This is a genomic window from Alistipes sp. An116, assembly GCF_002161005.1.
Taxonomy (GTDB): Bacteria; Bacteroidota; Bacteroidia; order Bacteroidales; family Rikenellaceae; genus Alistipes; species Alistipes megaguti.
On record NZ_NFLR01000006.1, the window covers coordinates 1 to 11,312 of the forward strand.

General features: G+C 46.6%; 9 protein-coding genes and 2 pseudogenes. 2 read left to right on the top strand and 9 right to left on the bottom strand.

The annotated features are described in order from the left end of the window. Positions 1 to 148 precede the first annotated feature (148 nt). The 6 genes and pseudogenes from B5E60_RS05380 to B5E60_RS05405 form a co-directional block, all read right to left on the bottom strand. Positions 149 to 1,174 (bottom strand): tyrosine-type recombinase/integrase, encoded by a 1,026-nt coding sequence (locus B5E60_RS05380; RefSeq protein ID WP_005801709.1) that lies wholly within the window; start codon positions 1,172 to 1,174, stop codon positions 149 to 151. Next, complete coding sequence (locus B5E60_RS05385) at positions 1,164 to 2,150, bottom strand: tyrosine-type recombinase/integrase (RefSeq protein WP_005801710.1); 987 nt, start codon at positions 2,148 to 2,150, stop codon at positions 1,164 to 1,166. The genes B5E60_RS05380 and B5E60_RS05385 overlap by 11 nt, the downstream gene beginning before the upstream one ends. Positions 2,151 to 2,154: 4 nt before the next feature. Next, positions 2,155 to 3,399, bottom strand: a complete 1,245-nt coding sequence (locus B5E60_RS05390; RefSeq protein WP_005801711.1) for a site-specific integrase — start codon at positions 3,397 to 3,399, stop codon at positions 2,155 to 2,157. Between the two features lie 148 nt (positions 3,400 to 3,547). Further along, a pseudogene (locus tag B5E60_RS05395) lies at positions 3,548 to 3,889 on the bottom strand (toprim domain-containing protein); the annotation flags it as partial. Positions 3,890 to 3,982: 93 nt separating this feature from the next. Further along, positions 3,983 to 4,243, bottom strand: coding sequence for a DUF4099 domain-containing protein (locus B5E60_RS05400; protein ID WP_087310108.1), 261 nt, complete (start codon positions 4,241 to 4,243; stop codon positions 3,983 to 3,985). Between the two features lie 48 nt (positions 4,244 to 4,291). Next, entirely contained in the window at positions 4,292 to 6,061 is a 1,770-nt protein-coding gene (locus B5E60_RS05405; RefSeq protein WP_087310110.1) for a DUF3945 domain-containing protein, read from the bottom strand. A 748-nt stretch (positions 6,062 to 6,809) separates the two neighbouring features. Between B5E60_RS05405 and B5E60_RS05415 the strand changes: the two genes are divergently transcribed. Together B5E60_RS05415 and B5E60_RS05420 are read left to right on the top strand one after the other, a co-directional pair. Beyond that, the gene (locus tag B5E60_RS05415) at positions 6,810 to 7,613 is read left to right on the top strand and encodes a type IV toxin-antitoxin system AbiEi family antitoxin domain-containing protein (RefSeq protein WP_087310112.1); all 804 of its coding nucleotides are present in this window, start codon (positions 6,810 to 6,812) and stop codon (positions 7,611 to 7,613) included. Then, on the top strand, positions 7,610 to 8,404 hold the full coding sequence (locus B5E60_RS05420; protein WP_087310114.1) for a nucleotidyl transferase AbiEii/AbiGii toxin family protein: 795 nt from the start codon (positions 7,610 to 7,612) through the stop codon (positions 8,402 to 8,404). The genes B5E60_RS05415 and B5E60_RS05420 overlap by 4 nt, the downstream gene beginning before the upstream one ends. Before the next feature lie 109 nt (positions 8,405 to 8,513). On the opposite strand, the gene B5E60_RS05425 is transcribed toward B5E60_RS05420, so the two are convergent. The 3 genes and pseudogenes from B5E60_RS05425 to mobC form a co-directional block, all read right to left on the bottom strand. Then, positions 8,514 to 8,786 carry a DUF6926 domain-containing protein gene (locus B5E60_RS05425; RefSeq protein ID WP_087310116.1) on the bottom strand — a complete coding sequence of 91 codons (273 nt, stop codon included), beginning with the start codon at positions 8,784 to 8,786 and terminating at the stop codon, positions 8,514 to 8,516. A gap of 9 nt (positions 8,787 to 8,795) precedes the next feature. Beyond that, positions 8,796 to 9,062 carry a hypothetical protein gene (locus B5E60_RS05430; RefSeq protein ID WP_087310118.1) on the bottom strand — a complete coding sequence of 89 codons (267 nt, stop codon included), beginning with the start codon at positions 9,060 to 9,062 and terminating at the stop codon, positions 8,796 to 8,798. A gap of 217 nt (positions 9,063 to 9,279) precedes the next feature. Further along, a pseudogene (gene mobC, locus B5E60_RS05435) lies at positions 9,280 to 11,300 on the bottom strand (conjugal transfer protein MobC). Positions 11,301 to 11,312: the final 12 nt, after the last annotated feature.

Sequence of the window (11,312 nt, forward strand, 5' to 3'; positions counted from 1 at the left end):
GTTCTGTAAACCTAACTGCAATATTGTCAATGAACCGGATGGTTCTACCGAACCTACTTTGTTTTAATTGTTAAACTTTATAATAACCAGTCCGGATTTTTCCCGGACACGAATGACTTACAAAAACTACTTTGGATAATAATTAGTCCTACTTCCCAAGTCCTTTTAACCAGTGCTTCAATTTTGAATCTTTCTCCCAAGAGCCTTCTACTTTATCCATGACAGGAATGATGTCTGCATAAGCAGCTTCAAGAGCCTCTCTTTTCTGTTTGGAATCAGCCCGAGCGTATATTTCTGTAGTTTGTATAGATACATGCCCGAGTATATCCCGAATATAAATCAAGTTCACTCCGGCTTGCAACAAGTGCATCGCCTTGCTGTGCCGTAGGCTATGAGGGCTGATTTTGGCTGGTATAAGATTCGGATCTGCGACATGTGCATTCCTCACGTATCTCATCAAAATAAAAGTCACCCCCGCATTTGTGAGTTTCCCCCCTCTGTTGTTTACAAACAAAGGACGTTGGTTCAACGATTGCTTCAACAGACCTTCGGTTTCCATATACTTTTTAAGTAATTCCACTTGCTGTTCTTGTAGCGGAACAAGCCTTCTTTTCCGTCCCTTGCCAAATAATGACACATAATATGGCTTAACCAAATGCAGGTCTGTCGGTGTCAGATCTATGAGTTCCTGAACTCTGGCTCCACTGTCATACAGTAACGCTATCAAGGCAAGATCACGAAGTCCGTTTCTCGTATTTACTGGTATTAACGACAACAATAGTCTTATTCCGTCAATAGACAGATAACTTACTGACTGCTTTTCGCAATGTTTCGATTTTATAGATAATATGGATTGCCATTGGTCCAAATGGAAGATGTCAGTATACAGCATATACTTACAAAAAGTATGGAATGCAGCGAGCTTTTGATTGCGTGTTGATGTACCGCATCCTTTGTTTTCTTCCGTCCAATGTAAAAAATCCGAAACATTGTTTCGTGTCAGATGTTCCAGCGATATCCTGTCTGCCTTAATGCATCTTGTTTTTTCCATAAAATCTATGAATGACAAGAATGTATTTCCATATGCCCTTATGGTGTTATGGCTCAGACCTCGTTCTCCGGACAGATAACTTGTAAAAAAGCGAGTCAGATACTTTGCAAAATCATCTTTCATAGGCTACAGGATTATTGGGTAAAGCGGGGTATAAAAAACTTGTAATGGAACTTTCCAGTTTCAGTACATCCGGATACATCTCTTGTGTCAGCCGCACATAGGTTTCCGTATCGGACAGCTTCTTATGTCCAAGAAAAACGGAAAGAATAGGAAGCGTACAATATATATCCGCCCCGTTTCTTACTTGGTGCATCAACGAATGTACGGCAAATGTATGCCTTAGATCATGTACTCTGGGTCCTTTTTTAGCACAATGCGGAATACTGCATTTTCTTAATATAATTCTGAACCACGCATAAACCCTGCTCTGGTTCAGAGGCAATCCGGATGGAGAAATAAAAAATGGAGACTCCATGGCATTTACATGGGGTAAAGGCAGCCTGTTCCTCGCTTCCACATATTGGCTTAACATCTGGTGCAATGACGGATAGACAGGTATCAGGCGTTGGCGCTGGTTCTTGGTTTTCCTTATCGTGATCACTCTTTTCTCGAGATTTATATCTTGGTTCAACAATGACGTGGCTTCACTCACACGCATCCCTGTACCATACAGCAGGCGAAGAATGGCAGGTATAGAAAAAAGACGGCTGTCCATATTTCCGTGATCGCTGGCCACAAGAGAATCACACACTGTAAAAATGGAAAGCACTTGTTCGTGCGTGAAGATGTATGGTACATACGTATTGGCTTTGCTCTTTGGAATTCGAGGTACATAACAAGGAAAACCTATGTTATTCATATACTTTGCAAACTGTGCCAATATAGAATATTTGCTACAAATCGTTTTATAGCTGTTATTAATCAAAGTATGTCCCCATTTGTCTATCAGTACACTTGTGATAAAAGGAGTCCGTACCTTTTCTTCGATGAAGAACCGATCGAGTAACCCTAAAACACTTTCAAAATATTTCCTTGAAAAACCCAGAGCTTCTTTTGCATCCACAAACTTTTGCATATATGGAGCGAATACGCTCATAAATTTACATTTTTCCATAAAAGATACCTCCTTTCTGTTCGTAAAAAGCGGGATTGACAAGCGGTACGTCAAGGGCACATTTCATCAGGCTTGACAAATCTACCCTTAAATATTCCATTGTACTCAAGGAACTCTCGTGTCCCAATGATTCAGATATGACTGGCAGCGAAACACCGTTGGCAAGCAGTCTGCTGGCGAGAGAATGACGCATAGCATGAGGACCGAACTTACGTTTGGATATATCAACGCCTGATTCTCTCATAATTCTTGATATTACACCGTTTATTCCCCAACGGAACATTGGACGATAAGGTGGACGTGCCGATAAGAATATTTCCGAATGCCCGGAAATCGGTCTGCCATAACGCAGATAATTGACTATGGCTTCACCGACATCAGTAAGCAACGGAAGCTCTATCGATTTTTTTGTTTTGTATTGGATGAATGCAATGACATTGTGATCCCAATCCAAATGGTTAAACTCCAATCTGCAAATATCCGAAGCGCGTAAACCGAGCCGTGTGGCAAGAAGCAATATTGCATAATCACGTTTCCCTACCGGACCTGATTGTTCAACCGACGATTCTATTTGTTTGACTTCTTCGGCACTATATATGGAAGGCAGTTTTTCCCGTTTGGGATAACGGTTGCGAGAAAGAACATATTCAAAATCTGTCTGAATATATTCTTTACCTGCCAGGAATCGGAGAAACAGCCGTATAGAAGAATATCTGTCCCTGGCGTTTCTACTCGTACTCAGAAAGGTCACGATTTCATCTTCTCCAATATCGCAAAGTTTTGATTTTGACTTGGTTTCCAAAAATTCAATAAAATAACTCAAATTACGGCGATGTTTTAAAACCGTAATATCATTACGCCGACTATTTACCAGCTCTTCCAGAAAAAGATGTGCAGCTTCTCCAATCTCTCCGGGCAAAGGATGTTCTTCTATTGGTACTATCCTTTTTGGAATAATACCTGTATCCAAATAAGCGGAAAGGATATGCACACTACGGGTAAGTACCCGCTTGGAGAATGGGGTTAAATTCGAAAGAATTGATTTTAGGTAACATTCTCCGGCTTCAGTCGAGTAGAACACGATGTCTTTTTCCTGTAGATAAGGCAACAGGTATTCCGACCATTTCTTCTGGTGTAAAGTAATGCAGGCTTCCGAATACCCAAGAAACCGCAAGTGTTCTGTACATTCTTGTATCAGAACATGAATGTTTTTCTTTTTGTTGTTGGACATATTTATTGATTTTAACGGGTGGTTTGTTCCAGCCCTATGCGAAATTACCATTATATTATCCAAACAACATTATCAAAAGTAATATTGAAAATCAATTTATTGGAAACTTATAGTTGTTATTGCTTTGGATAATCTTTTACTTTGGATAATCGCGACCCGCGTCCGTCGCCACGATGATGCTGCCGCACCGGCTGAACACGCTTTCTATGATTTTCAGCTGTTTCGTGGCGGCGAGGTCCGGTACCATGCCCCTGTCCGTGCGTACCTGGCGGGAGACCATCCGGAACGGCTCCGGCAGCATCGGCAGGTCCTCCGCGACCGTTTTCGTGTAACCGTATGTGTCCGGCAGGGCCAGCGATACGAGGTGTCCCAATGCCCATGTGATCATGTACCCGTTTCCGGAACAGTAACCGTCATTCTTTGTATCAGCCCCGACTACACGGGCTATGTCCATGCCTACGCTCGGCTTTTCTGTGATGATTGCTATCATAATGTTCGGATAAGATTTAAGCCGTTTCCCGTTTTCCATGCGGAAGACAGGAAACGGCGGTTAGACATTTTCTTGTTTAATGCTGCGGCAGGCTCATCTGCCCGGAGGGGTGACACCCTGGATTTCGAGCAGGGGCGCTTCCCCCTTGCGTACCAGCTGCAGGGTGGCGTCCATCACCACGTCCACGCCGAGGAGCACGAGGCTCAACGGTATCACGCCGGTCTTTTCCCCTTTAAGGAGCGTGTCAAGCTCTCCGGCCATTTCCAGCTCGTCCTTCAGGATGCCGATGGCGGCCAGTTCGTCCCAGTTCACATCCTCTGCCTTGAAAGGCGTATTGTTGTTTTCCTTGTTCATCTTCTTGTTCTTTTTTTATAAAACATTCGTTTTTTCTTGTTAATCTTGTCAGGACACGCTTGCGCCTTTGGACTTGCGGCTGCCCTGTTCCTGCTTCTGGGCCGCAGCCACCACGTTACGCTGCGAGGCGTTCCGTTTGCGGTCCGGGTTCTCGTTGTAGTAGTCCAGACGGCCCTGGTTGAAGTTCGCCTTCACATACTGCGCGATGGTATTGCCGTCATAACCCTTGATGCCCTCGACCAGCACCGCCTTGCCGTTCTGGAGGTCGGCGCGTTGCTTCCGGGTCAGTTCCACGTTCCATACCTTGTCCGGTATCTTGAAGTCCACCTGCTGGTCGAAGCCGTCCGGCGTGCGGGAGTAGCTTAGCCGTCCCGTCTCCAGGTCCGCCTTGATGAACGAGGAGAACACCTCGCCCTTGCGGTTCACCATGTCGTTGAGGAAGATTGTCCGCCCGGCCAGAAGCTCTTTCTTCTCGTCCGGCGTGATCTTTACCCCGTTGATTTCCTCCGGGATGTAGATCTCGCGGGCGCCCTCCGGGGAATCCGGGTTGTAGCGGGTATAGGCGGGTTTTCCGGTCGCCTCGTCCAGCTTCACGAAGGAGGAGAAGATCTCGCCGTCCTTGCGCTTCATCCCCTCCACGAAGATGGCCTTGCCCGCGTTCAGGTCCTCGATTTGCTTCTGCGTCAGTTCCACGCCTCCCAACGACTGGCGGTTGAAGAGCTTGTCGTTCTCGAAGATGTACTCGATGCCCCTGCGCTCGGCGTTGACCTGTATGAAGGCGTTGAACTCGTTTCCCGACTTGGCGGTCATGCCCTCGATATAGACTTTCTTGCCTTCCCGCAGGTCGTTCTTCTCCTGCTCGGTCAGTTCCACTCCCTTTATCTCGTTCGGGATGAACACGTTGTCCACTTTGGTGGCCACCACCTCGTTGGTGAGCTTGTCGATGCTGACGAAGGAGGGGATGTATTCCCCGTTGCGTCCTTTCAACTCCACGACACGCCCCATGTTGCCCGTCTCCAGCAGGTTCTGCTTGTCCTCGTCGGAGAAGATGTGCCCGAAATACGGGCGGTCGAGGTCCGGTTTCTGGCGGATGCCGTGGATGCCCAGCACGATGTCCCCGTTTCTGGACTGCTGGAAGGACAGGCGGGCGTCTGTACGCAGCACGGCGGAGCCGAAGTTCATGGTGATGGGCACGACCTGGTTGGTCTTGTATCCCCTGAGCATCTGGTCGAGCAGCCCGCGCTCCTGGAGGTATTCGCGGGACAGCCCGAAGTTCTTCAACTGCTCCCAGTTGATCATGGACTCGTTGTAACGGTTGGTGTTCTGCTGCTGGCCACCTTCTGCGGCAACCTGCTGCTGTGTCTCGGTTTTCTTTGCCATTTCTTCTTGATTTTGATGGTTTGTACTCTGTTGTTCTTTGTCCCGTGGGACGATTTCATACTTCTTGAGGAACTCTTCCACGGCTTCCGTCTTTTTCCCTGCGGCGAGGTCTTCCACCGCCTGCCGCACTTCCGGGTCGTCAAGGCTTCCTTCCCTGACGGATAGGATGCCGAAACGGGTCGGGTCCTTGAACTGGCTCCAGAAGTTCTTGATGAAATTCTCGATGATGTCCGCATAGCGGTCGATCTTCAGGAAGGAGTTGCGGTGTTCCTTGTCTGCGGGCACCGTCTTGAACTTGCCGTCCTTCCCGATTTCGGACACCGCCTTCAGAAGCAGTTCCATCTTGTCAAGGATGAAGACGATGTCGCTCATCTGGACGTTCTCGCTGACCTGTGGCCCCGGACTTGGGGGTTCTTCCCTTGCATTTTTCTTTGCCATAACTGAAAGTTTTTTAGCGTTAATACTGATGTTGTCGGTGCAAATATATAGGACTTATTTTGATAAATAATTGAATTACAGTTTGTTAGGATATACATTACACCGTATGTCATCCTATTTCACCGCAGGCTTCCAGACAGGGAAGGAAAAAACAGGGAAACGGAAGGGAAACAGCCTCGCGACGGGAGAAGGAACTGAGAGGGGACAACAAAGGGATAAATCAGGGAAACGGCACCGCAGGGCAGGACAACGGCCGGACGGAACGGAAACAAAAACTGTACTATGCAGAGTTGGGAGCGAGCGAAGCCTTTGTCCCGTCCTGATGTGTTCCTGGAGACAGGAGGCGGATTCCGGGTGGAAATGTGCTGTGAAGGCGGCAACCAATTGGGATTTCCGGAACCGCAAAAACAGCCCCGTCAGATTGTTTTTTCTTTGACCCTGTACTTATGCGTCGTAGGTCGCTTCGCTTGCCAAGTCCCAATCCTTTCCCCAACTCGGACGGCAATACCGGAGCGTTTTTTCGGGCGGAAAATTACCATAGGGAATTTTCTGTCCCGAAAACCGGAGGCCTGAACGCGGAGGTATTCGCCCTCCGAGTTATCTTCTCCGGGGGACTTGCCAAGTGAAGCGGGGCTTATGATGCCTTTTCATAGAAGAATGGGGAAAATTCATCTTCTGCTTTGTAAATGCGCCAAAAAAGTGCAGAAATAATCATTTTTTGATTACCTTTGCACTAAAACTGCTCGATATGACAATCAGAGAATGGACTCGGCATAGAGAAATAAGTGGATTCCCGACTTTTTCTGTCGAGGATATAAGGCTGACATTTCCCAATTATTCGGAACAGGTCATCAGGAATGAACTTTTCCGATTATCGTCTCAGGGTATCCTATATTCTGCGTATAAGGGATTTTATGTTATTATCCCTCCGCAATATGCAGCTAAAAGGATTGTACCTCCAGTATATTATATTGATCAGTTGATGTCATATCTGAAAAAACCATATTATATAAGTCTGTTGAGCGCTGCGGCAATTTTAGGTGCGGCACACCAGCGTCCGCAAAAGTTTTCCGTAACGACCATATATCCTAAGTCATCCGTCTCGTCTTCAAAAAACAGTACATTTGTCTGGACATACCGTAAGGAGATTCCATCGGAGTTTTTACTGTCAAAGAACTCTGAAACAGGCGTGATCTATTATTCGAACACGGAAATGACTGCCATAGACTTGGTGCAGTATGAACAATATATCGGCGGTCTTTCAAGAGCTGCCACCGTTTTGGAGGAGTTGACCGAGAAGATGGATTTTCGGAATGCTTCGAAAAATTTGTTCTGTCATACTTCCATTGCCACCATACAACGTCTGGGATATATACTGGAGGAGGTGCTTGAACAGAAAGAAATTGCGGAAGTGCTTTATACAGAATTACTATTATATGTCAAACGTTTCAGATATGTCCCGTTAAGTACCAATCGGCCTGAAAAGAATGCGGAAAAGAGCACTCGTTGGAAAGTTAATGTAAATTCGATAATAGAAACAGACGAAATATGATAAACAGGACTGCTATTACCCAATGGAATAAAATTGTTCCATGGAATGACAATGCGCAAGTGGAACAAGACCTCATTATTTCCCGTGCGCTGGTCGCCATTTTCAGTGATGAGTACCTTGCTTCACAGTTGGCTTTCAGGGGAGGTACGGCACTTCATAAGCTGTATTTGTCGCCACAGCCCAGATATAGTGAAGATATTGACTTGGTGCAAATCACACCGGGGCCGATAAAATCAATCATGTTCAGACTGGGCGAAGTGTTGAGCTTTTTACCTGACAGGGTTACAAAGCAAAAGCGGTATAATAATACCATGTTGTTCCGTATGGAATCTGAGATACCTCCTACCGTTCCGCTTCGATTGAAAATCGAGATAAATTGTTTTGAACATTTCAATGAACTCGGATTGGTCAAAATGCCATTTGAGATGGAAAACAATTGGTTCTCGGGCAAATGTGAGATAACGACATATCGTCTGAATGAACTTTTGGGTACAAAACTCAGGGCTTTGTATCAACGGAAAAAAGGAAGGGATCTTTTTGATTTATATGTAGCTTTATCCGAAGCCTCCGTAAATATTGATGAAATACTTCGTTGTTACAGAAGTTATATGTCCTTTGTCGTACAACAGCCACCAACTTACAAACAATTCATCAACAATATGGAGGTAAAGATGTCTGATCCGGATTTCCTGGGAGACACTCAAAATCTGCTTCGCCCTGACATAGAATTCAATCCACAATTAGGTTATGAATTTGTTCGCTCACGATTGATAGATAAATTACAAAAATAACAGACTATAATGGATACAACGATTTTTTTGCCTACAATGTCAAATGAACATTACAATAGGGGAAAATGAAGAAATGTTACTTTTGGGGATTCACTTAATGTAATCTTTATCATGACATTATCTTTTGTTGGGATGTTACAAAATTGATCTTGTAGGTCTTGCACGGTTTCCCGAAAGCTGGATAACGGTCGAACTCCCTGTATGAATCCCAGTCCACGCTCATTGTGTATCCGTTCGGAAAATTCTCGGCAATGAACCGAGTTATCATCTCTTTGTCCTCATCGGAAAGTAAGAGGTCTTCTTCAATACCGTATTCCAATGAAAAAATCGCCCATTCGGGAATGTTGTCCCAAACGAGCGTTGTGTAATTGTTCTCCTTCATACAGAATGCTTATTGCGGTGATGCCGCCAGTTTTTGGATAATGTTCTCAAGTTCTGTCTCCCATGCCCTGTCACCGTTCCCGGCAAAGGGATAAGTCAGCTGATGCCAGTCGTGGTAATCGAAAAGTTTCATCCGCAATGGATAATAGTCAAAAAGTTTCCTGCCATCCCCGAAGATTCGGATATGGTTGATCCCCACATTCATTGCATTCAGACCGTACCCAGCGATAATCTCATGGAACCTTTCCATCGGAGTGAAGTTGCTTCTCTTTTTCATATTCTTTTGTTTTATTCAGTTATACATTGCCGGCTCATGAGCCGGTATTTTATTTCTTGCCTGGCCATACCGTCCCGTGCCGGATTGTGCAAGGCTTTCCGGGAAAATACCGCAAGCGGAGCGCGGAAGATTTTTGCGGAAACCCATGAGGACCAGGCCTTGCTCAATCCAGACAGGCACGGGACAACCTTTGCAGGCGGAAATAAAACAACGAGTATTAACCCTTATCTCCTTCTTCCTGCGGAATCAGATGTCTCAAGTCAGGGTCGTTCTTTATCCTCTCCATTTCATCTTCTATTATCTGCATCACATCGGCCTTTATCTGCGAGTAGTTGCGGTCAATCTGCTGCTGCATGATGTCGTTTCCGTCCGCATCCATGAATTCGTTGATGACAGGTATTTTCTTGTAGGCTTTCATTTCCTCCGACACCTTCGCGCTGTCCACGATGATGCGGGCATGGAAAATCTTCTGTTCTATCTCCTCCCCGAAATTGTCCGCCACGCTGCCCACGAACGTGCCCTGCGAGAGGTTGGCGATCTTGGAGGCGGGTATGAGGGAGTCCATCTGCGTGTTGATGGAAGTCGAGGTGTCCTGCCGGTTGATGGAGAGGGACTGCCGCTGCTGGAGTATCTTGCCAAACCGTTCCGACAGGTTCTTGGCGGTTTCTCCTACAACCTGGCCGCTGAAGATGTTGCCCACCGTGTTCTGGATGACCTTCGCCTCCTTGTCCCCGTAGTCGCGTGCAAGCTGCGAGAAGTCCTGGAATCCGAGACAGACGGCCACCTTGTTGCTTCGTGCCGTCGCGATGAGATTGTCGATTCCCCGGAAATAGATGGTGGGCAGCTCGTCGATGATGATGGAGCTCTTGAGCTGCCCTTTCTTGTTCACCAGTTTCACGATACGGGAATTGTACAGGCCGAGAGCTGCCGAATAGATATTCTGGCGGTCCGGATTGTTGCCCACGCAGAGAATTTTCGGGTGTTCGGGATTGTTCAGGTCCAATGTAAAATCATCCCCCGTCATCACCCAGTAAAGCTGTGGCGAGATCATTCGCGAAAGCGGAATTTTTGCGCTTGCTATCTGGCCCTGGAGCTGATCTTGAGCTCCGCCTTGCCATGCGTCCATAAAGGGGGAAAGGTAGTTTTCGAGGGACGGGTATGAGGTCAGTATGGTGAAGATGTCCGCATACGGCTTGTTCAGAAATTCGATTGCATGAGGGAACGTACAATACTTTCCGTCCTTGTAAATCCGTAAATACCAGATAATTGCGGCAAGAAGTATAATCGGTGATTCCACGAAAAAGTCACCCTGTTTCTGTATCCAGGTCTTGTTCAAGTTGAGCATTATCGTGTAGGCTGACTCATAGGCATCGGATATGTCCGCCATGAATCTCGGGTTGATGGGATTGCACCGGTGGCTGCGCCTCGGGTCATCGAAGTTGATGACATAAAACTCCGGCTTCACCTTATAATGTTCCTTGTGCTTGAGCAGGTGGTTGTAGGCTATCTCCGACAGGTCCGGGAACTTGTAGTCGTAGATATACATGGCAAAGGATTTCTCTATCTGCTGCTTGATGTAGTTGTTCACCACGGCGTAGCTCTTTCCCGATCCCGGCGTTCCCAACACGATGGAGGCGCGGAAAGGATTGACGATGTTGATCCAACCGTCCCATTCCCTGCCCTGATAGACAAACTTCGTGGGCAGGTTGACGGAATACTCGTTCTCCATGAGCCTTGTCTCCTGCATAAAACTCTCGTTGGCGGTGTTGAAAACATCCTCCATGAGGTTGTGTTTCAGCATCCGGCTGATCCATATTCCCGACATGAGCAGGAGAATGTAGCCTACGGTGAGCGTCAGCGTATATACGGCTGCGTTCGCTGTCGGGCTGAACGGAGGTCGAGCATCCACCAGTTCATGAAGAACAGCACCAGCCCCGAAAGGAAGGCGGCATATATCTTCCGCCAGGTCATTTTCTGGTTCTTGACCCCTTTGGTGCCCAGGCATGACAGGGCAAGGAATATGACGGCAAAGACTTTCGTTGTCAGCAGGTTGCTGAAAAGTCCCGCCGTCCGTTGGAAATTAAGGAGTATCTTATCCAATACGCCTATGGTTATGCCCATATCCACGAATGTCCGGTAGCAGAACCAATAGACGTGGATGATAATGAACACGATGGAAATGGCCCGCATGAACTCCATGACCTTGGCCAGTCCCCTCAAATCATCTTCTTGTTGCATGACTGTAAAAAT

Excerpts from the sequence above, each read along its gene's own strand:
- B5E60_RS05380 (WP_005801709.1), bottom strand. The coding sequence starts at position 1,174 with ATGAAAGATGATTTTGCAAAGTATCTGACTCGCTTTTTTACAAGTTAT.
- B5E60_RS05385 (WP_005801710.1), bottom strand. The coding sequence starts at position 2,150 with ATGAGCGTATTCGCTCCATATATGCAAAAGTTTGTGGATGCAAAAGAA.
- B5E60_RS05390 (WP_005801711.1), bottom strand. The coding sequence starts at position 3,399 with ATGTCCAACAACAAAAAGAAAAACATTCATGTTCTGATACAAGAATGT.
- B5E60_RS05400 (WP_087310108.1), bottom strand. The coding sequence starts at position 4,243 with ATGAACAAGGAAAACAACAATACGCCTTTCAAGGCAGAGGATGTGAAC.
- B5E60_RS05405 (WP_087310110.1), bottom strand. The coding sequence starts at position 6,061 with ATGGCAAAGAAAAATGCAAGGGAAGAACCCCCAAGTCCGGGGCCACAG.
- B5E60_RS05415 (WP_087310112.1), top strand. The coding sequence starts at position 6,810 with ATGACAATCAGAGAATGGACTCGGCATAGAGAAATAAGTGGATTCCCG.
- B5E60_RS05420 (WP_087310114.1), top strand. The coding sequence starts at position 7,610 with ATGATAAACAGGACTGCTATTACCCAATGGAATAAAATTGTTCCATGG.
- B5E60_RS05425 (WP_087310116.1), bottom strand. The coding sequence starts at position 8,786 with ATGAAGGAGAACAATTACACAACGCTCGTTTGGGACAACATTCCCGAA.
- B5E60_RS05430 (WP_087310118.1), bottom strand. The coding sequence starts at position 9,062 with ATGAAAAAGAGAAGCAACTTCACTCCGATGGAAAGGTTCCATGAGATT.